At 62.9% G+C, this 20,591-nt stretch carries 19 protein-coding genes; 4 read left to right on the forward strand and 15 right to left on the reverse strand.

Annotation, left to right across the window (positions count from 1 at the left end):
• Nucleotides 1-5 precede the first annotated feature (5 nt).
• The 4 genes from ACW5DN_RS11130 to ACW5DN_RS11145 form a co-directional block, all read right to left on the reverse strand.
• Entirely contained in the window at nucleotides 6-665 is a 660-nt protein-coding gene (locus tag ACW5DN_RS11130) for a C39 family peptidase (protein WP_456963052.1), read from the reverse strand.
• A gap of 159 nt (nucleotides 666-824) precedes the next feature.
• Entirely contained in the window at nucleotides 825-2,399 is a 1,575-nt protein-coding gene (locus ACW5DN_RS11135; RefSeq protein WP_456963053.1) for an adhesin, read from the reverse strand.
• A 47-nt stretch (nucleotides 2,400-2,446) separates the two neighbouring features.
• Nucleotides 2,447-3,100: a hypothetical protein gene (locus ACW5DN_RS11140; RefSeq protein ID WP_456962727.1), complete on the reverse strand. Its 654-nt coding sequence runs from the start codon at nucleotides 3,098-3,100 to the stop codon at nucleotides 2,447-2,449.
• Between the two features lie 2 nt (nucleotides 3,101-3,102).
• Nucleotides 3,103-3,621 (reverse strand): hypothetical protein, encoded by a 519-nt coding sequence (locus tag ACW5DN_RS11145; RefSeq protein ID WP_456962728.1) that lies wholly within the window; start codon nucleotides 3,619-3,621, stop codon nucleotides 3,103-3,105.
• 319 nt (nucleotides 3,622-3,940) lie between these two features.
• On the opposite strand from ACW5DN_RS11145, the gene ACW5DN_RS11150 reads away from it, so the two are divergent.
• Nucleotides 3,941-4,693 carry a 2OG-Fe(II) oxygenase gene (locus tag ACW5DN_RS11150; RefSeq protein WP_456962729.1) on the forward strand — a complete coding sequence of 251 codons (753 nt, stop codon included), beginning with the start codon at nucleotides 3,941-3,943 and terminating at the stop codon, nucleotides 4,691-4,693.
• Between the two features lie 35 nt (nucleotides 4,694-4,728).
• Here the strand turns inward: ACW5DN_RS11150 and ACW5DN_RS11155 are convergent, their stop codons facing one another.
• Both ACW5DN_RS11155 and ACW5DN_RS11160 read right to left on the reverse strand, forming a co-directional pair.
• Nucleotides 4,729-5,169 (reverse strand): response regulator, encoded by a 441-nt coding sequence (locus ACW5DN_RS11155; protein ID WP_456962730.1) that lies wholly within the window; start codon nucleotides 5,167-5,169, stop codon nucleotides 4,729-4,731.
• Nucleotides 5,156-6,253, reverse strand: coding sequence for an ATP-binding protein (locus ACW5DN_RS11160; RefSeq protein WP_456962731.1), 1,098 nt, complete (start codon nucleotides 6,251-6,253; stop codon nucleotides 5,156-5,158). The genes ACW5DN_RS11155 and ACW5DN_RS11160 overlap by 14 nt, the downstream gene beginning before the upstream one ends.
• A gap of 117 nt (nucleotides 6,254-6,370) precedes the next feature.
• On the opposite strand from ACW5DN_RS11160, the gene ACW5DN_RS11165 reads away from it, so the two are divergent.
• The 3 genes from ACW5DN_RS11165 to ACW5DN_RS11175 are packed head-to-tail and all read left to right on the forward strand — an operon-like array spanning nucleotide 6,371 to nucleotide 10,487.
• Nucleotides 6,371-8,191 (forward strand): SLC13 family permease, encoded by a 1,821-nt coding sequence (locus ACW5DN_RS11165; protein WP_456962732.1) that lies wholly within the window; start codon nucleotides 6,371-6,373, stop codon nucleotides 8,189-8,191.
• A 33-nt stretch (nucleotides 8,192-8,224) separates the two neighbouring features.
• Nucleotides 8,225-9,661, forward strand: coding sequence for a cardiolipin synthase (gene cls, locus ACW5DN_RS11170; protein WP_456962733.1), 1,437 nt, complete (start codon nucleotides 8,225-8,227; stop codon nucleotides 9,659-9,661).
• Nucleotides 9,662-9,713: 52 nt separating this feature from the next.
• The gene (locus ACW5DN_RS11175) at nucleotides 9,714-10,487 is read left to right on the forward strand and encodes a pyridoxine 5'-phosphate synthase (protein WP_456962734.1); all 774 of its coding nucleotides are present in this window, start codon (nucleotides 9,714-9,716) and stop codon (nucleotides 10,485-10,487) included.
• A gap of 64 nt (nucleotides 10,488-10,551) precedes the next feature.
• Here the strand turns inward: ACW5DN_RS11175 and ACW5DN_RS11180 are convergent, their stop codons facing one another.
• The 9 genes from ACW5DN_RS11180 to dnaN form a co-directional block, all read right to left on the reverse strand.
• Nucleotides 10,552-10,953: an ExbD/TolR family protein gene (locus tag ACW5DN_RS11180; RefSeq protein ID WP_456963054.1), complete on the reverse strand. Its 402-nt coding sequence runs from the start codon at nucleotides 10,951-10,953 to the stop codon at nucleotides 10,552-10,554.
• A gap of 22 nt (nucleotides 10,954-10,975) precedes the next feature.
• Entirely contained in the window at nucleotides 10,976-11,395 is a 420-nt protein-coding gene (locus tag ACW5DN_RS11185) for an ExbD/TolR family protein (protein WP_456962735.1), read from the reverse strand.
• A 38-nt stretch (nucleotides 11,396-11,433) separates the two neighbouring features.
• Nucleotides 11,434-12,186: a MotA/TolQ/ExbB proton channel family protein gene (locus tag ACW5DN_RS11190; RefSeq protein ID WP_456962736.1), complete on the reverse strand. Its 753-nt coding sequence runs from the start codon at nucleotides 12,184-12,186 to the stop codon at nucleotides 11,434-11,436.
• A gap of 132 nt (nucleotides 12,187-12,318) precedes the next feature.
• Nucleotides 12,319-12,987 (reverse strand): energy transducer TonB, encoded by a 669-nt coding sequence (locus ACW5DN_RS11195; RefSeq protein WP_456962737.1) that lies wholly within the window; start codon nucleotides 12,985-12,987, stop codon nucleotides 12,319-12,321.
• 150 nt (nucleotides 12,988-13,137) lie between these two features.
• The gene (locus ACW5DN_RS11200; RefSeq protein ID WP_456962738.1) at nucleotides 13,138-14,442 is read right to left on the reverse strand and encodes a tetratricopeptide repeat protein; all 1,305 of its coding nucleotides are present in this window, start codon (nucleotides 14,440-14,442) and stop codon (nucleotides 13,138-13,140) included.
• Between the two features lie 121 nt (nucleotides 14,443-14,563).
• Nucleotides 14,564-15,367 (reverse strand): M48 family metallopeptidase, encoded by an 804-nt coding sequence (locus tag ACW5DN_RS11205; protein ID WP_456962739.1) that lies wholly within the window; start codon nucleotides 15,365-15,367, stop codon nucleotides 14,564-14,566.
• A gap of 124 nt (nucleotides 15,368-15,491) precedes the next feature.
• Nucleotides 15,492-17,969: a DNA topoisomerase (ATP-hydrolyzing) subunit B gene (gene gyrB, locus ACW5DN_RS11210; protein WP_456962740.1), complete on the reverse strand. Its 2,478-nt coding sequence runs from the start codon at nucleotides 17,967-17,969 to the stop codon at nucleotides 15,492-15,494.
• Between the two features lie 185 nt (nucleotides 17,970-18,154).
• On the reverse strand, nucleotides 18,155-19,297 hold the full coding sequence (recF, locus tag ACW5DN_RS11215) for a DNA replication/repair protein RecF (RefSeq protein WP_456962741.1): 1,143 nt from the start codon (nucleotides 19,295-19,297) through the stop codon (nucleotides 18,155-18,157).
• A gap of 112 nt (nucleotides 19,298-19,409) precedes the next feature.
• Nucleotides 19,410-20,510 (reverse strand): DNA polymerase III subunit beta, encoded by a 1,101-nt coding sequence (gene dnaN, locus ACW5DN_RS11220; protein ID WP_456962742.1) that lies wholly within the window; start codon nucleotides 20,508-20,510, stop codon nucleotides 19,410-19,412.
• Nucleotides 20,511-20,591 lie beyond the last annotated feature (81 nt).

The raw sequence follows: 20,591 nt of genomic DNA on the forward strand, positions 1-20,591 counted from the left end.
CTCCTTCAGAATAGATCCGCATGGGTGAAACCAAAATCCAGCAACTCCGCATCGGTGACTGGCGCTTGCCGGGCAAGCAATGCGCGTGCGCTGGGCCGGCTGACCGGATCCAGCAACACGGTGTTTCGATTGAAGTCACTGCCTATAACGACGAATACCGCTCGTGAGGGCCACGACTCGAGGAATTCCTCGATCGGGACACTTCGGTTGCCGAGGATCGGGTCGGCAATCTCCGCATAGCCATCGACCACCTGCTTGAGCACCACGAAATGGCGGAAGCCGCGCACATCCATCAACACCAGTCCGGGGACCCGCAACGTGCGCAACCGCGCCTCGGTGACCCGGTAGCCGCGACCGCGCATGCCCAGCGACTCGACATAGTGCTTGATGTCCAGCAGCGAAAACCCGCGTTGGGCCACCAACTCCGCGTCCGATACCCCCAGCATTCCCTGGATCACGGTCTTCTCGTCCGCATCCAGGTTGTAGGCGTAGCGCAGGATGGTCGCCAGCGCGGAGGCACCACAGCTGTAGTCGGTCTGTTGCCGGACCACGTTGCGGAACCGGCCCTCGCGCATGCTCTCCACGTTGCCCGTGTACACCGCGCCGTTGGGCAGCACGCCGCTGAAGGCGACCTCGCTGGCCTGGGCCGGTGCCGCCACTCCCATGCAGACGCATGACAGCAGGGCGGTGATCAATAGTCCTTGGTACATGGTTCATCCATTGGAAAGAGAAAGCCCCACTCCTGGGGGAAGTGGAGCGGGGCTTCCGGGGAACCCCCGGCCATCAGGGAGTGGCCGGGGTTTTACGCTCCTTGATGAATCTTGTTACTCAACAGGAGGGATTTCGCCGCCACCGCCGGTGGACGGCTGGGCCACGGCCATGGCCAGGCTGTTGGCCTGCATGTTGCCGGTGCCGGCCGACACGTTGACGCCGATGTTGCCCGAGGCGGCACTGAACGCGCTGCCCGACAAGCTGGCCGTGTTGGTGGCATTGACCGCGATGTCATACCAGTTGGTGACGCTGCCACTCAACGTCGCGTCGAGGATCGCTATGCCCATTTCGGAATAGCCCAGCTCCCCGGACTCGCTGCCTTCGTACGTGCCGGCTTCATCGGTATCGAACGCAAACCCGCCGATTTCCGTGCCGTCATCGTCCACGTCGCGATACGGGTTGTTGATCGCACCCTGGGCCTCGCCGTCGAAGTCGGTATGGCCCGAATCGTTACCGCCCGGGTGCGGACCTTCATCCCAGTCATCCGGATAGAAGTTGTGCGCCTGGTAGGCGTTGCCGGTACCGGCGTACTCGCCGGAGGCACTGCCTTCATAGCTGCCCGAGCCTTCGGCGACGGTGAAGCCATCGACAAAGCCGGTGATGTCGATATCGACGGTCTCGCTACGACGCTCGTAATGGCCGATGTTGTCGGTCAGGTTGCCCGAGCTGTTCTGATTGGAACTGACGCTGGACTGCGCATAGGCACTGGTCGCGACCGAGGCTGCCAGCGCGTTCTTCTGCTGGTTGTTGTTGCCTGAGGTGACGTTGACCCCGATGTTGCCGGAAGCGGCATTGAACGCGTTGCCACCCAGGCTGGCGTCATTGGTCACGCCCACGTTGGTGGTGAGGTTGCCGCTGCCGGTCTGGTTGACGAACACCTCGGCGTCGGCCATGCCAAACGCAAAGCTGGCATCGGCGGCCGACAGCGCGGCGGCGTTGTCCTGCACGTTGTTGTCACCGGCGGCGACGTTGAACGCGAGGTTGCCGGACGCTTCCGAGCCGACGTCATCGTCGATGGACGCTTCGTTCTCCAACATGTCGTTGAAGCCCTCGTTGTCGCTGGAGGACTGACGGTTGTCTACGACCGCAATGGCGGCCGAATCAATGACGATGTCGCCCGAGACGGTGGGGGCGCCGGTGATGGCGATATCCGAGCTCAGCGACAGATCCTTCTTCAGCGATACCGCGACCTGATGCTCGTTGCCTTCCTTGCGGATATCGGAGTTGACGACTTCGGTCTTCTGGATATCTTCGAAAACGATGTTGCTTGAGTAGTCCTCAACCACCGTAGAGCTATAGCTCTCATCGGAGCTTTGGCTGAAATCGCCGTCGTAATTGATGTTGGCGGTCGCATTCAGGCGCAACCGCGCCGCTGCATCCAGGCTCAGGTCGACATCCGTATCCTGGGTGTTATTGACCGTGTTGTTGGTGGTGCTGTTGGTGGTGTCGTTGTTGACGGTGGTGTTGCGGGTGTCGTCGACGGTGATGTCCCAGTCTTCCACGACGACGTGGTTATGGAGAATGTCGGCGTCGAGGTTGGGGTCGTCGACGCTTTGCGCGAAGGCCAGCGGGCTGGTCACCAATGCGGCGACAGCCATGGCGATGGCGGTTTTCCTTACGTTGATCATGATGTAACTCCTCTCTCTCTCGTGGTACTGCTTGAAAAACACGTCGCTCACGGGCCTCCATGCACCGACAGACCAAACTGGTTGCTGATGCTGTTGCCGGATCCCGCGATCTGGTTGAGTTGCAGGACGCCTTCGAATCCCTGCAGCGCGGTGGACTCCACCGCAACGCTGCGCGTGCCGGTCCTGGCCACGTTCGAATCCGGAAGCGGCTGCCCCCCCGCTGTCGCCAAGACGACCGATGACAAGCCGCCGTCGGTCGTCTCGCGTATGCCCTGGTTGGCCAGCGCGGCGGTAACAACGTTCAGTTCCGCGTTGCCACTGCCGCTGGCCTGGTTGATCGACACCAGTCCGCTCGCCCGATGGAACGCTCCGCCGCCAATGCTGGCCGCGGCATGCACGGGCATGTCGTACTGGTTGTCGGTTTGTTTCTGGACGGCCACGACCTGGCTATCGGCCCGTTCACCGCTGGAGAAGCTGCGCAGGTTGGCTTGCTGGTTGAAATCACCCGCCGCCAGGTTGACAGCGATGGCGCCATTGGCCGCGTCGAACGCTTGACCATCGATCCGGCTGTTGGCCAGGTAATCGAGCATGCCGGCGTAGTCATCGGCCGATTGTGCGTTGGCGGGCGCGACGGCCACGGCCACGGCCAATGCCGCAGCGCAGAGCACGGTCGTCAACGGAGTGAGTGAACGAATGTCCATCCTCACCCTCCCGGCGGCGCATTGGCGGGCGGCGAGACCAACGGGAACTGCGACAGGGCGCCGCGCACCTGGTCACCGACGCCTCGGGTCACATTGCCCACCGCGCCCATCGATACACCCATTGTCTGGGTGATTCCGCTGCCCGAAAGCATGCCGTTGTTGGACGTCACTCCCGCCAGCGAGCCGCCGATGGCGCGGGTGGTCATCTGCTCCACGGTGGTAATCGGCCGCGGGCTCACGGTGCCGGCGCCCATGGACGCGTATTCCGCGTCCGTCAACTCGCCGGTGCCCAGCATCATGCTGATTTCGCTTTTCGGGGACGGGTCCACGATCAGCGCCATGCCCGGTGGCGGTGACCGGTAGGCATGACGGGCGGAGACATCCCGCAGCAGCACGATCTCACCCGGCTCTGCATTGACGCCCTGGTGGGCATCCGCCGCGAATGCCGTCGCCGGTGCCAGCAACACGCCCATGAACAGCGGCGACAGCAAATGACTGAGATTGAGACGAGCGCCTTGCATGGTATTTCCCCGCGGTAGGTGTCTAAGCCTCCACGCAGACACCATGCCAAATCGGAAAAATCCAATATTTACAATGAGTTAATGAAATATTCTTGTGGTTTCATATCACCGGTTGTTACACCCAGCTCACAATCAAGTCAGGCCAGGCCCGCCCGATCTGGTTCATCGCCCGCGGTGACTGGCTTTCAGGGGTGTAACGCCGGTGATACACATCACGACCGCAGGGTTACAACGCCGGCGTACGGTTCGTACGCCCGGCTTCGATATTCGCCGGCCAAGTGCGAGGATGGGCGCTGTTGCCATCGCTCCGTGGAGCACCATGCCTGACGTGACCGTCTCACCAATCGAGCCCCGCACCGACCCGGGCAGCGGCCACCTCGATGACTTCATCGAGACCCAACACGATGCGCTCGAACGCGACTGGTGCGCCGACGTGGTGGCGCGCTTCGAGCGCAGCAGCGACACCGTGCCGGGCCGGGTCGGTGGCGGTGTGCACCCCGACCTGAAGGACAGCCTGGACCTGACCATCACCGGGCGCGAGCCATGGCGCGATGTGGAGTCTGCGCTCAACAATGCGGTCCTCCGGGGTTTGCTGGCCTACCTGCGCCGTTATCCGCATGTGTTGATCGCGCCGCTGATGCTGGAAGTTCCGGACGCCGAAGGCCGGCGCCATCGGCTCACGCCCGAGCGCCTGCGGGCGATGGACGACGCGACCCTTGCGCCGGTGGTGCAGACCGTCCTGCGACCGGGGGCGATCAACCTGCAGCGCTACCGCGGCGACCGCGGCGGTTATCCCTATTGGCATTGCGAGCTTTATCCCCGCGACCAGCACGCGGAAACCCTGCACCGGCACCTGCTGTGGACGGTGTACCTGAACGATGAGTTCGAGCAAGGCGAGACCGAGTTCCTGTACCAGCGGCGCAAGGTGGCACCCCGGACCGGCTCGTTGTTGATCGCGCCAGCGGCGTTCACCCATACCCACCGCGGTAACCGGCCCGTGGGCGGTGACAAGGTCATTGCCACCAGCTGGATACTGTTCCAGCGGGCGCAAACACTCTATGCGCAGGGGTGACGCGCTGGCGGCTGGCGGCTGGCGGCTTCGTGCAGTTACGGCGTGCGCGGGTGGTTCAATACCAACCAGTACAAACCCACCTGTTTGACCGCCCAGACGAACTGCTCGAAGTCCACCGGCTTCTGGATGTAACTGTTGACGCCCAAGGCGTAGCTGGCCTCGACGTCAAACGGTTCGGTGCTGGTGGTCAGCACCACCACGGGCAGGCTGCGGGTCGCCTCGTTGGCGCGCACCGCCTGTAACACCTCGCGGCCATCGACCTTGGGCAAGTTCAGGTCGAGCAGGACGATCGACGGCAGGTCGGCCGGATCGCGATCACCGTGGACGCCGCGCGCGAACAAGTAATCCAGCGCCTCTGCACCGTCGCCGACCACGACCAGGCGGTTGGCGATCTTGGCCTCGTCGAAGGCAAGCCGGGTCAGCTCGACATCGTCGGGGTTGTCTTCGACCAGCAGGATGACCTTATGTGTCTGCATTGCGTTCCCGGGCCCGCGCGGCGGGCAGCTCCAGATGAAAGGTGGCGCCGGCGCCCGGCTCGGACTGCGCCCGGATGCGTCCGCCATGACGATCGACGATGCGGTGGGCAATGGCCAGCCCCAGCCCATGTCCACCGCCGTCATCGGGGCCATGCAGGCGCTGGAAGGGTTCGAACAACTTGTGGGCGTAATGCCCGTCAAAACCGCAGCCGTGGTCTCGTACGTGCAGCTCCAGGGTTGCCCCCTGCACCCGACCGGTTACTTCGATCCGCACCGCAGGCTGGTCACGGGAGAACTTCCACGCGTTGTGCAACAACTGAACCAGCAATAATTTGAGCAGATGCTCATCGCCGTGTGCCATCAGTCCCGGCTGCACCACGATCTCGGCTTTCCGCTCCGGATCGGCATCCTGCAGTTCCGCCGCCACCCAGTCGGCGAGCAGGCTGATGTCCACCGGGCCGTACTTGAGGTCGGCGCGGGTCGCACCCGACAGGTCGCTCAGCGCCGCCAGCAGACTGCTCATGCGCTTGGCGGCGTCCTGGATGCGCGTCAGGTGCTCCTGACTGGTCGGATCCAGCACGTCGCCAGCGCGATGGGTCAGCAGTGAGGCGAAGCTTTCGATCGACCGCAACGGCGCACGCAGGTCGTGCGTGGCCGCGTCAACGAACAGCTGCAGCTGGCGGTTGGCGATCTGCGCGTCGTGTTCGGCGGAGACATCGCGCCATTGCATCAACAGGTATTGCGGCGCGCCGCCGGGGTCTCGCAGCATCGCTACATTGGCGTGCATCCAGGCCGACTCGCCGTCGCTGCGCAGGTAGCGTTTTCGCTGATCGATGGTCTCGATCTGGCCATCCACCAAGGCCGCCAGTTGTTCGCGTGTCGATTGCACGTCGTCCGGATGAAGGCAGTCGAGCGCCGACCGACCGATCAGGGGGGTCGCATCATGGCCAGACATCCGTTCGATTGCCGGATTGACCGCGCGCCATCGGCCTTCCAGGTCGGTAATGCCCATGCCGATGACGGAAGCCGCCATCGCGAGTCGGAAGCAATCATCGCCAGGTTGTGGGGGGCTGGGCTGGTTCATCTGCAGTACGTGATCGCGGCAGTCCCATTGTAATGGGATGGCCTGTGATGGTTCGGTGGCCGGTCACGGAAGCGCCGACCGTGCGAAGCTTCGGTGTTGTACCGCACAATGGGTCCCATGGACTGGCTTCCGATAACCCTGCAACAACTGACATTCCTGCTGATCCTGGCTGGCGGCCTGTACCTGTTCATCAGCGAACGGGTGCGCGTCGACGTGGCCGCCATGCTGATCCTGCTGGCGCTGGTGGTCACCGGCATCCTGGATGAGAAGCAGGCGTTGTCCGGCTTCGCCAGTGAGCCGGCCATCATCGTCGCAGCGGTTTTCATCATCTCCGGCGGGCTGGCAGCCACCGGTATCACCGAGCACATCGGCCAATGGATCGGCCGCGCCTCGGGCAAGAGTGAAGCACGATCGATCGCGGTGACGATGCCGGCAGTGGCGGTGATGGCATCGTTCACCCATCACGTGATGGTGACCGCGATGATGCTGCCGATCCTGAGCCGGCTGGCCAAGGACAAGGGGCTGGCCCCATCACGATTGCTGATGCCGATGTCGCTGGCCGCTTCGCTGGGTACCTGCCTGACCCTGGTCAGCGCACCGGCCTTCCTGCTGGCCGACAACCTGCTGGAACGCACCGGTGCGGAAGGGTTGGGGATTTTCTCGATCACCCCGATCGGCATCGCGCTGGTTTTGATCGGGATGGTCTACATGCTGCTCACGCGGTGGATCCTGCCCAAGCGCGGCGCCGAGCTCGGCGATGAGGGCTACCTGCGGCTGGATCGCTACCGCACCGAGCTGCTGATCGTGGAAGGCTCGCGCTGGAGCACCCGGCCATTGGCCGAATTGCAGAAAGCACTGGGCGACAAGTTCCGCATGATCGGCTGGATGCGCGACGACAAGCTGCGCCGTGACCTGGGCGACTCCAGTCCACTGATCAGCGGCGACGTGCTGCTGGTGGAGGCGTCGGCGGATGCGCTGGCGTCGCTGCACGACGACACCGGTATCGACCTGCACGCCATCTCGCGCTTCGGGGCGCGAGCCACCGGCGAGGACGAAGGCAAGGCGCAGCTGGTCCAGGCGGTGGTCGCGCCGGGTTCGGAGTTCATTGGTCGCAGCATCCGTGAGCTGGATTTCTCGCGTCAGTTCCGCGCCGTCATCGTCGGGTTGTGGCGGCGCGAAGGCCATGTCGCGCCACGGTTGGCGGACGCCCGGCTGCGCGAAGGGGACTTGCTGGTGCTGTGGGGCCGGCCGTCGCGATTCGCCGAACTGGCCACTCACCATGGGTTCCTGATGCTGGTGCCGTTCGCCGGCGAGGCCAAGCGACGGGTACGCGCGCCGCTGGCGCTGGTGATCCTCGGCTTGACCATCCTTGCAGCGGTGACCGAGTGGCTCCCGGTGCCGCTGGCGTTCCTGCTGGGCGCGGTGGCGATCGTTGCGACCCGTTGCGTGGAGATCGGCCAGGCCTACCGGGAAATCGATGTGCGGGTGTTCGTGATGATTGCCGGGGTAATCCCGCTGGGCATCGCCATGGAACAGACCGGTACCGCGCAATTGATGGCCTCCGGATTGCGCCACGTGGTGGCCGGCTGGCCAGTGCTCGCGATCTTGCTGGTGCTGTTCTCGATGGCCGGCTTGCTGACCCAGATCCTTTCCGACTCCGCAACCACGGTGCTGCTGGGTCCGATTGCCGTCGAGCTTGCCCAGTCGCTGGGCATGGACCCCACCCCGTTCGTGGTCTGCACCGCGTTGGGAGCGGTGGTCGCCTTCCTTACCCCGATCGGCCATCACGGCAACTTGCTGATCCTCGGGCCAGGCCAATATCGTTTCGGCGACTTCTTGCGGGTGGGGGGGCCGCTGACGATTCTGGTTGCATTCGTGTCCGCCTGGATGACCCGCTGGTTGTGGCTGGATGGCCCCCTGCTGCCGCTGTTCTTCTGATTGCGGTCGCCGCGTGAGCCTGCGGGGTGCGCCGTGATCGACTTCCTGACCGGTCTATGGCGCGAGCTGCTGACCATCGAGCACCTGAAACTGTGGCTGGTACTGGGTTGGGCCAGTTATGTGGTGTGGCTGGGACTGTGGATCGTGTTGCAAAAGCGCGGGCCGGCGGCAACCCTCAGCTGGTTGATCAGCCTGGCAGCCCTGCCCTACCTCGGTTTCCTGATCTACTATTTCTTCGGGCCACAGAAGATCCAGCGGCATCGTCTGCGCCGGGTTCGCGCGCATGCCGCGCTGCCACCGCCACCGCCCGGCCAGTCCCTGGATCCGGATGCGATCGAGTTGGCCCGGTTGGCCCAGTCAACGACAGGCATCCCCCCCAATACCGCCACCAGCGCCACGCTGCTGATCGATGGCGCACAGACCTATTCGCAACTGCTCGCCGCCGTTGCCCAGGCGCGTGAGCACATCCATCTGGAGTACTACATCTACCTGCCCGACCACACCGGGACAGCTTTGCGCGACGCGCTGGTCGAGCGGGCGCGGGCCGGGGTCAAGGTGCGCCTGCTGCTGGATGCGGTCGGTTCCGGACGGGTCTCGCGCAGATTCCTGAAGCCCTTGCTGGATGCCGGCGGCGAGTTTTGCTGGTTCCATCCGATGCGCTTGCGTTGGTTCTGGAAGCGCCCCTGGCTGAACCTGCGGACCCATCGCAAGATCGTGGTCATCGACGGTCGCATCGCCTTTACCGGCGGCATCAATATCACCGACGAGCAGGACGAACAGCTCCACCCCAATGCCTACCGCGATCTGCACGTGCGCCTGGAAGGCAACGTCGTGCGTTCCCTTCAGCTGGTGTTTGTCGAGGACTGGGCCTACGCCACCGGCGCCGCCCCGTTGACGCTGGATCACCCGCCGCCGCAGCGAGGCGCGATATCCGCACAAACCCTGGTATCTGGCCCGGATTCCTCCTGGGAGGCGATCCACCGGCTGCACGTGGCCGCCATCCATTCCGCCACCACCCGCGTCTGGCTGATGACGCCCTATTTCGTGCCCGGTGAAGCGGCGATGATGGCGCTGACTTCCGCTGCACTGGGCGGGCTGGACGTTCGGCTGGTGCTGCCCAAGATGAGTGACAGCTGGCTGGTTACCCACGCGGCACGCTCGTACTTCGACGACCTGTTGGCCGCTGGGGTACAAATCTACGAGTACGGTCCGCGCCTGCTGCACAGCAAGGCATTGGTGTGCGACGAGGATCTTGTCATCGTCGGCAGTGCAAACTTCGACCACCGCAGCTTTCGCCTCAACTTCGAAGTCTCGGTGTTGTTTCGCAACCGGCCGTTGGCGCAGCAGCTGGCGCAACTGGTCGAGCACGAGTGCGGAAACTCGTTGCGGGTGCGCGATGACCGGGAACGACCGTTGTGGCGTAACCGGCTACCGGAGGCGCTGGCCCGGCTGGTATCGCCGCTGCTGTAGGGATCGTGTACTCCGTCCGCGTTATCCCTGCCCGCCGCGTTATGCTGCGGCGATGACTTTTCTCAGTGTCAACGTCAACAAGATCGCGGTGTTGCGCAACTCGCGCGGTGGCAACCAGCCTGACGTGGTGGATGCCGCGCGTGCCTGCCTGGATGCCGGAGCTCATGGCATCACCGTTCACCCACGTCCGGATGCACGTCATATCCGCGCCGCTGATGTGCTTGCGCTGGCGGAATTGACCGCCTCACACGGTGTGGAACTAAACCTGGAGGGCAATCCTTTCGCTCCCGCCCGCCCCGGTTACCCCGGGTTCCTGGCCCTGTGTGAACGGGTGCGACCCACCCAGGCGACGCTGGTACCCGACGGGGACGGTCAACTGACCTCGGACCACGGCTTCGATTTCCGACGTGACGCGGAACGGTTGCGCCCGCTGGTGGACCAACTGCACGGGTCGGGCTGCCGGGTCAGCCTGTTTGCCGACGCGTGGGATCCGGAGCGCGCCGCGAGCATCGAGCTGGCCGCACAGACAGGCGCCGACCGGGTCGAGCTGTATACCGGCCCGTATGCCGAATCCGCAGCGACTGGCAACAGCGGAGCGATGCTGGCCCGATTCCACACCATTGCCGCCCGGGCGCAGGCGGTCGGGCTGGGAATCAACGCCGGCCATGACCTGAGCCAGGACAACCTTCAGGCGTTCGTGCGCGCGGTGCCAGGTTTGTTGGAGGTATCGATCGGGCACGCCCTGATTGCCGAAGCGCTATATGCCGGACTGGCGGCGACGGTACGCGGCTACTTATCGATCCTGCAGGACGGCGATCAGGGCTGATCGATTTGGTCAAAAAAACGCCACCCGAAGGTGGCGTTTCCAAATCCACGGTAGCGCTTGACGACTATTTCTCGACGAAACCGATTTTCTTCATGTCCGCATTCCTGGCCAGCGACAGCACCTGGGCCAACGTGCCGTAGTCGGCATCGTCGTTGGTGTCGATCTCCAGCTGCGGCTGGTTGGTCGGATCGCGCGCGACTTCCGTTTTCATCATGTTCGCGATCACGCTCAACGGGTACGGCGAGTTATTCCAGAACACCTGGCCGGAGGCCTCGATCCGCACGCTGATCGGCGGCGGTGGTTCGGACAACGGCGGTGGCTGGTTCGAGCGTTGTGGCAGGTTGACTTCGATCGGGTAGGTGGCAATTGGCGCGGTCACCATGAAGATGATCAGCAGCACCAATAGAACGTCAACCAGCGGGGTGACGTTGATATCGGCCATCGCGCCGCCGGAGCTGGAACTCATGGACATTTGGTGTTCTCCGGGTTTATTGGGTGCGATCCCTGACAGCGATGAAGCCCACCTTGCGCATGCCTTGCGACTGCGCAACGTTCACCACGTCCTTGATGATGCGGTACTTGGTGGTCTTGTCGCCGCGCACGTTGATCTGAGGCTGGGGTGTCTTCTGGGCTTCGACCGACAGACGACTCTCCATCAGCGATGGCGTGACCGGCTCGTCATTCCAGAACACCGAACCGTCGGCCTCGATCGCGATCGTGATCGGCGGCACCTCCGGCGCCTCCATTTTCGTATCGTCGATCACCACTTCAGGCAGCTTGACCTGGACTTTGTGCGACATGAGTGGTGCGGTGATCATGAAGATGATCAACAGCACCAGCATCACGTCCACCAACGGCGTCACGTTGATCTCGGCCATCGGGCCGCCGCTATTTGAACTGAAGGACATATCCGGACTCCAACCTCATGCCTGGGAACGCTGGACTATCAGCGCTGGGACGGCAACTCACCCACCCGCGAACCGGTGGCGAAGAAGTCGTGCAAGTCGTGGGCGAAGGTGTCGAAGCGGCTGTTCGTCACCTGGTTGACGCGGGTGAAGAAGTTGAATGCCACCACCGCCGGAATCGCGACGAACAGACCGAATGCGGTCATGATCAGCGCCTCACCCACCGGGCCGGCCACCGCATCGATCGACGCGTTGCCGCTCTGGCCGATACGGATAAGGGCGTGGTAGATGCCCCAAACGGTACCCAGCAGACCGACGAACGGCGAGGTCGCACCGACGGTCGCGAGTACGGTAAGTCCATTTTCAAGCCTCATCGACTCACGGGTCACCGACTGGCGCAAGGCGCGGTCGACGAACTCGGAGCGATTCAGCGATTCGACCAGGCGAGAGCCTTCGTTGCGCTGATGATGGGCCGCAGCCTGGGCCGCATCGAGGGCGATCTTGGAGAACGGCTCCGAGCTGCCCTGTTCTTCCATGTAACGGATCGCATCCTGCGCGTTGGTGGTTTCCCAGAACGTCTCGATGACCCGATCGGCCTTGGAGCGCAGCCGCGCACCCTTGATCAGGTTCACGACGATCCAGTAGATCGACAGCACCGAAAACAGCGTGAGGGTGAGGAATACGATCCAGGCTACCAGATCGAAGTTCTGCACCATGTGGGAGAAGCTCATCTGCTGGAACGCGTCGGCGTTGTTGCCTCCAGCAGCGGCAGCGGTGGTGGTTTCCTGAAGCATGACGCTTACCTTTGGATGTCGTGGAAGAAGGGAACTGCAAAGTCAAAGTACTGCAATGGGTGGTTCTGGGAATCGGTGTTGCCTGCACAGGATGTTATCTGGACAGTTGTTGCGAAATCATTTGCTGCCAGGTCAGTCAAGGGTGAAGTCCACTGGAACCCGAACCCGGCTGGCGACCGGAACCCCGTTACTGATCTCCGGAGCAAACCGCCACTTTCTGGCCGCCTCTATTGCTGCGCGGTCAAGATCGCGGTTGCGACTGGACTTCTCTACCTCGATGTCCAACACGTTGCCCTGGGCATCGATGCTGATGACCAATATCACCGTGCCTTCGATTCCGCTTCGAACCGCAGAGGGCGGATACTTCGGCGGGTTCATGGCCCTGGACGACGGGTTGACCGAGCCCAGCGTGTCTTGTGGTGCCGGCGGTGCTGGCGGTGCCGGGGGCGGCGCCGGGACATCCACCGGACTCGGGTCATCGACGATGATGGGCGGTTGCTCCGGCGGCGGCGGCAACGGCGTCTGCTTCGGCGGCGACAACTCCTTGGGCGGAGTAATCGGCTTGGGCGGCTCCGGCGGCGGCGGCGGCGGCGGTGGCGGCGGCGGCGGTGGCTTGATGATGTTCACCATCGTCACCTCCTCCTCGGCCGTGTCCGTCGGCGGGGCGGCCATCGGCGCCAGCATCAACAGCAACGCTGCGGCGTGCACGGCAATCGCGATGGTGATACCGGCGACACGCGCCCAGTTCAACCCTTCGCGGTCGTCTCGTTTCTTGATTGGGATTTCCAGGTCTTGCGTCATGCGCCATCAGCTCGGGTGGGGGTGCCGGGAGCGTACGTAACGCCTCGGGCCGTCAAATGGTTTCCGCTGCTTTTGGGCGGCGGGAACCTCCTAGGATATACCAAACTCAACCACTGGTTCCAAGTGGCAATGCACGTTTTCGTGATGCGGTTAGCTTCCTGGCAACGCAATGATCCGGTTGGCGTCATCCTGCTTCTCGACGCCTTTTTCAAGTGCCTTCCTGGCAGCATCCTTCGCCTCGGAAATACGGCTTTCCTGATGCAGGACCTTCGCAAGGTTCAGATACGTGCTTCCGTCGCTGTCCAGTGGGGCGGCCTTGTTATATGTGTCGATCGCAAGGTCGGGCTGGTCAGAGAAATAATAGGCCTGGGCCAGCGCGACATAGGCTTGGTGATCGGGTTCCAGCGCGCCTTTTTGCATGCCCTCGTTGATCACGGCTATCACGTCCTTCTCGCGACCGTCCATGTTGGCATAGGTCGCGTACAACACCTGGTATTCGTTGCCCGTGCTGAGCTGACCGCTGGCACGCAGTTGCTCCAGGATGGCGATTGCCTTGTCGGGCATGCCGGCGTTTTGGTAGGTTGCCGCCAGGTTCATCTGCGCTCGTTTGTCGTCTGGTTTGGCGGCGGCCACTTTCTCGGCCATGCCGACCGCCTCGGCGCTGTTGCCACCTTCGGCATAGACCTGCATGAGCAGCGCCTGCCATTGCGGGCTGGGATCGGCGCTTGCTGCGATCGCTCGTTCCATGATCGCAGCGGCTTCCTCGTAGCGCTCCATCAGATAGAGGCCCTGACCCTGCATCATCAGTGCGGTCGGATCCTGGCTTCCGGTCTCCTTGAAGAAGCGCTCAAACGTCGCCTGCGACTTTGGATACTGGTCCTGCTGCTGTTGCAGCTGGGCGAGGTTCAACATCACGTTGTAGTGGGCGTTGTTGTCCAGCCCATCAAACTCGATAACCTGCTGGTAGTAGCCGATGGCGGCGCCCACGTCATCCGCGTCGTAGGCGATCTGTCCCGCGACTTGGGCCGAATAGGACTTCTCGTAAGGATTGGTTCCCGAGTCAGCGAGGATTTCATCGGCGATCGCGCTCGCCTGGGCACCCTCGTCCGCCTCATACAGATCCATCATCTTGCTCATCTTGCGTGATGCGCTCGCGCTCGCATTGGTCTCAGGATTCTGCCGGGTTGCCTCGGGGTAGTCCTGCTCAACCTCAGCCCGCGCGTCCTGGTTCCCTCGAGTGTTCCGATCCGTCCGTGCTTGCCTGGCACCGCCGCGGCGACGCTGGGTCGATTGCTGCGCGGACGACGAAGAGCCGGTTTGCGCCGCCGCGGCCGACTGTGTCGCACCGGCGTCAGGCGCCTGCTGCGTCTGAGCCGCTGCGACCCCACCTGCCGCGGCGAGCATCGCGCCGATGGCAACGGCGAGCAGCCGCTTGGAGGACATGGAAGCGTTCATTGGATCACCTTGGCAGCGATCGCTGCCAGAGGCGGCGGATCGGTTGGAGGACAGTGGACGAACAACCTAGCAGAAAGTTATTGCGGGTAGAAGGTGCATTTCGTCCTACCCCGATGCCGTCCTAACCGCATTTGGGAACGTGGCCGGCGGCGCGAGCTTGCTGATAGGTCGCCGCCAACCCGTCCGCCCGTGCATCCAGCTCCGCGATACGACTCTGCGGATCGGGATGGGTCGACAGCCATTCGGGCGCGCGACTGGAGCTGGCACCGATCATGTTCTGCCACAGGTTCACCGCTTGCCCCGGGTCGAATCCGGCCTGTGCCATCAATCGCTGTCCGACAACGTCCGCCTCGGACTCCTGGGTCCGATTATTGGGTAGCAACAGCGCGGTCTGTACCGCCATACCGCCAAGCTGCTGGGTCGTTTGCGCTGCGCCGGTTCCATATTGCGAACCGATCAACGCGCCCAGGACACCCAGCCCGGCCTGCGCGCCCATCTGCCGGGTAATGCGCTCGTCATGGTGGTGGGCGATGACATGCCCGATTTCATGGGCGATCACCGCGGCCAGCTGATCCTGGTTCTTGGCGACCTTGAAGATCCCGGTGTAGACGCCGATTTTCCCGCCCGGTAGCGCGAAGGCGTTCGGTTCATCGTTGGCAAACAGCGCCACCTCCCATTGGGTGTTGCCACCGCTTTGCAGCTGCTGCGTGACAGCGTCAACCACGCAACGCACATAACGGGTCTGGCTGGCATTTTTGCTTTGGGGCAGTTTGGCCTTGTACTCGGCAAACGCCTGTGCGCCCATCTGGTCGAGCTGCTGCTGCGAGATCGCGCCCACCGCCTGAGTGCGGCCAGTGGGCGAGGTGGTGGTCGCGCAGGCGGCGACGACGGCCGCCATCGCAACGCCGAGGAGCAGACGCTTCATAGTGATAATCCTTGTTTGCAATGCCTCGGTGTAACCGCAAAGCGATGAATGCCAGGTCAAGGCCACCAGCGGGCACCCGCGCGATGCCTGCACCGCGCGGTCTCACATGCCGGTGCACGACCGGTCAGATATCCAGGTTGCCCGCCTTCAGCGCGTTGTCTTCGATAAACGCGCGACGAGGTTCCACCACATCACCCATCAAGGTGCTGAAGACCTGGTCGGCAGCCACCGCGTCCTCGATCTTCACCTGCAGCAGGCGCCGGGTTTCCGGGTTGACCGTGGTTTCCCACAGTTGCTCCGGGTTCATCTCGCCAAGGCCCTTGAAGCGCTGGATCTGGCGGCCTTTCTTGGCCTCTTCCAGCAACCACACCTGGGCATCGGCAAAGCTGTCGATGGCTTGCTCGCGGTTGCCGCGAATAATTTTCGCACCCTCGCGGATCAACCCATGCAGCTGGGCGGCGGCTTCGCGCAACGGTCGCAACTCGCCGCCGGCAAACGCGGCCAAAGGCAGCACCTGCAGCAACTCCTCGCCCATGTGCGAGCGCTTGGCCACCAGAGCTGCGGGATGCGCGTCGGTGGCGGCCTGCAAACTCAACGCATAACGCGGTTTGCCCAACTGTTTTTGATTGAGGCGCTGTTCCAGAAGATCCAGCTCATGGCGTTCGTCGATGTTCTGTGAGAGATGCTCGGCGTCAAGCGGCGTGAAATCGATCAACGCCTCGAGCACCTCGGGGTCGTAACGATGCGCATTGCGGGCAATCGCATCGCGTGCGCCGGCGTAGGCAAGCAACAACTGCTCCAGGGCAACGCCGGTGATCGGTGGCTCACCTTCGGCCGGGATCAGCGCCGCGCCTTCGATTGCATTGCTGGCCAGGTAGGCGTTGAGCGCCGCGTCGTCCTTGAGATACAGCTCGGTCTTGCCCTGCTTGATCTTGTACAGCGGCGGCAACCCGATATAAATGTGACCGCGTTCGATCAACTCCGGCATCTGTCGGTAGAAGAAGGTCAGCAACAGCGTCCGGATGTGGCTGCCATCGACGTCGGCATCGGTCATCAGGATGATGTGGTGGTAGCGCAGCTTGTCGGGGTCGTAGTCGTCCTTGCCGATGCCGGTGCCCAACGCGGTGATCAGGGTGCCGACCTCGGCGCTGGAAAGCATGCGATCGAAGCGGGCACGCTCGACGTTGAGGATCTTGCCTTTCAGCGGCAGGATCGCCTGGGTCTTGCGGTTGCGGCCCTGCTTGGCGGAGCCGCCGGCGGAGTCACCCTCGACGATGAACAGCTCCGACAACGCCGGATCTTTTTCCTGGCAATCGGCGAGCTTGCCGGGCAGGCCGGCGATGTCCAATGCGCCCTTGCGGCGGGTCAGGTCGCGCGCCTTGCGTGCAGCCTCGCGGGCACGTGCAGCATCCAGGATCTTGCCGGTAATCGCACGGGCTTCAACCGGGTGTTCTTGCAGGAACTCCTGCAAACGTGCGCCAAACGTGTGCTCAACTACGGGTCTCACGTCGGATGAGACAAGCTTTTCCTTGGTCTGCGAGGAGAAGCTCGGATCCGGAACCTTGACCGACAACACAGCGATCATGCCTTCGCGCATGTCATCGCCCGACAAGGTCACCTTGGCCTGCTTGGCCAGCCCGGACTGCTCGATGTAGTTGGTCAGCGTGCGGGTCAGCGCGGCCCGGAAACCAATCAGGTGGGTACCGCCATCCTTTTGCGGGATGTTGTTGGTGTAGCAGAACATCGTTTCCTGATAGGCGTCGGTCCACTGGATCGCGACGTCCACGGTGATGCCGTTCTCCTCACCGGTGACCGAGATCACATTCGGGTGGAGTGGGGTCTTGAGCTGGGCCAAGTGCTCGACGAACGAGCGAATGCCGCCCTCGTACTCGAACACGTCCTTTCGCTGTTCGCCGCGTTCGTCCTGCAGGGTGATGCGAACCCCGGAGTTGAGGAAAGACAGCTCACGCAGGCGCTTGGCCAGGATTTCGTAGTGAAACTCCACATCTGAGAAAATTTCGGTGGCCGGCTTGAAGCGCAGGATGGTGCCACGCTTGTCGGAGGCTTCCACCCTCTTCAGCGGATACAGCGGTTCGCCCAGCGAATATTCCTGCCGGTGATGGAAGCCATCACGCCAGATATCGAGCCAGAGATGCTCGGACAAGGCGTTGACCACAGACACGCCGACGCCATGCAGGCCGCCGGATACCTTGTAGCTGTTGTCGTCGAACTTTCCGCCCGCATGCAGCACGGTCATGATGACCTCGGCCGCAGAGACGTGTTCTTCCTTGTGGAGGTCGACCGGGATGCCTCGCCCGTTATCGGACACCGCCACCGAGCCATCCTCGTGCAGGGTAACCACGATATCGTCGGCGTGGCCGGCCAGAGCCTCATCGACAGCGTTGTCGACCACCTCGAACACCATGTGGTGCAGCCCGGTGCCGTCGTGCACGTCGCCGATATACATGCCTGGACGTTTGCGCACGGCCTCCAGTCCACGCAAGACCGTAATCTTGCTGGAATCGTAGGTTTGCGATGGCAGGGTAGCGTCCGGTTGGGTTTCGCTGCGGATCGGGGAAGGATCGTGTTCGATCTGGGTCATGCGGCAACAGGCTCCGACGACGCGGCCGCCAAGTACGCGGCGGCGTCGAAACGCAAGGGGAAACGTAGCTCAGTATAGCAGGCAGGACGAGTCTCCTTGCGCCTTGCCACGGATTCGACGGCCCGGCGCCCGGATTGGCATTCAGGCAGCCGCATGGGCCGCGTGGACCGCCTCCTGCAGCGAAATTAAATGGTATCGCCTGCGCTCAGCACACCTTGTTCCACGTGGAACAAGGTGGCGTCGATGGACAGGACAGCCAGTGCCGCTGGCAGTTCGGTTCCAGTGATGAATACCTGCGCGTCACTGTCAGACAAGCGTTGAAGCACGCGTTGCTGATGGTTGCGGTCCAACTCCGAGGACAAGTCGTCCAAGGCGATTACGGGCCATTCACCGCGAATCGTCGCGTAATGACCCGCCTGCGCCAGCAGGGCTGACAACGCAGTGAGCTTTCCCTGCCCGCGAGACAGCGCATCCCTCCCCGGAAGCGCACCAAAATGGATGCGCCAATCGGCACGATGTGGTCCCAGTGAGGTAAAACCCGTCTGTAGATCCCGGTCACGTGCCAGCAGCAACGCATCAGCAAGAGGAAGGTCATCACGTCGCCAACCCGGCTGGTAATCCATCGTGACCCCCCCCAATGCCGGTGCCAGATCCGCCGCAACCTCGCTGAACAGGGGCTGCAGAGCGGAGAGATAAGCTTGCCTGTACCTGGTGAGCGGCTCACCGGCCTCGGCAAGCTCGTGATCCCAGGCGCCGATCTGTGAATGGCCGGAACGGGACTTCAATAATGCGTTGCGCTGCTTGAGCGCGCGTGAGTAACGCCGCCACAAGGGGAGAAAGCCAGGTTCCACGTGGAACAATCCCCAGTCAAGGTAGCGCCGGCGAATGTCGGCGGGACCCGTTACTAGGGCGTGACTTCCCGGCTCGAACGTTACCACCGCCAATGCGGCGCACAGTTCGCCCAGATGAGACACGCCGGTCCCGTCGAGCCGGCCACTCCAGTCTTGCCCGCTATGGCGCAAACCGGCCTTCCGTATCCGGATATCGGCGGCAGGGGCTCCTGCTGGCATGTCGTGGCTCTGTGACCGGCTTCTGGTCAATTCCTGCCATTCGACAAAAACCTCCAATGCGTCGTCACCATGCCGGACCAGACCATCGCGTACACGCCCGCGGAAGCTGCGCCCGTAAGCCATCAAGTGCAGCGCTTCAAGGATGCTGGTCTTGCCCGCGCCGTTATCGCCGGTGATCAGGTTGACCTTCGGGCCAGGTTGCAACAGTACTTCCTGAAACCGCCGCAGGTACCGGATATCAAGGCGGGTTACGCGCATTGACCGCACCTCAAGCCGACCGGCGCCGGCCCAAAACCACTACGCCCGGGCGAACCGGGCGTAGTGATGGGATCAGCGCGTTCCACGTGGAACATGTGGGGTACGGGGCCCGTCAAAGCCTGAGCGGCATCACCACATGGCGGCAACGCTCGTTGTCGGCCTCTCGCACCAAGGCCGAAGAATTTGCGTCACGCAGTGCCAGCACCACTTGATCGCCCCTCAGCGCCGACAGCGCGTCCAGCAGGTAATTGACATTGAAGCCAACCGCCAGGTCGTCGACCTTGGTATCTGCTTCCACTTCCTCCTGCGCTTCTTCCTGCTCAGGATTGTGCGCACTGATCTTGAGCTGCCCCGGGGAGACCTCGATGCGAACGCCCCGATACTTCTCATTGGACAGGATGGCAGCGCGCTGCAGGGAGGCGCGCAGTACCTCACGATCAATCCGGACTTCCTTGTCGGCGCCGATCGGGATCACCGCTTCATAATCGGGGAATCGCCCGTCGATCAACTTGCTGGTAAAGGTAACGTCGTCACGCTTGACCCGGATGTGGCCTCGGCCCATTTCAAGCTCCAGCTCGCGGTCACCGCCTTCCAGCAGGCGTTGCAACTCGGTCACGCCTTTGCGAGGAACAATAATCTGGCGCTTGGTCTGGGCGTTGCCCTCGTAGGGCGCCTCGCACAGCGCCAGGCGATGGCCGTCGGTGGCTACACAGCGCAGACTCTCCTCACGCAGGTCGAACAGCAGCCCGTTGAGGTAGTAGCGGACGTCTTGTTGGGCCATTGCGAAGGCAGTGCGTTCGATCAACTCCTTCAGCGTTGCTTCGGAGACCTGCACCCGTTCGGTGGCCTCAACCTCGTCCAGCGAAGGAAAATCATTGGCCGGCAGGCTGGCCAGGGTGAAGCGCGAACGTCCAGCCTGCACGGAAAGCTTGTCCCCGCTTTGGGACACCGTGATCTTGCTGCCATCGGGCAGGGCCCGAACGATATCGAACAGCTTTCGCGCCGGAATTGTGGTTTCCCCATCCTCGGCTTCGTCCACCGCCACTCGCGAGACCATTTCGACTTCCAGATCGGTGCCGGTGAGGGACAGCTGGCCATCCTTGACCTGGGCCAGCAAATTGGCCAGGACCGGAAGGGTCTGTCTGCGTTCGACCACGTTGACGACCTGGGCCAACGGTTTGAGAAACACTTCTCGTTGCAGGCTGAAACGCATTCGGTCCTACCCCTATGCCCAATACAAAAGAATGTATAAATCAAAAGCCTGGTGGTGGTGGTGTTCGGGAATATCCGGGAT

The sequence above is a fragment of the Lysobacter sp. A289 genome, from assembly GCF_054072675.1.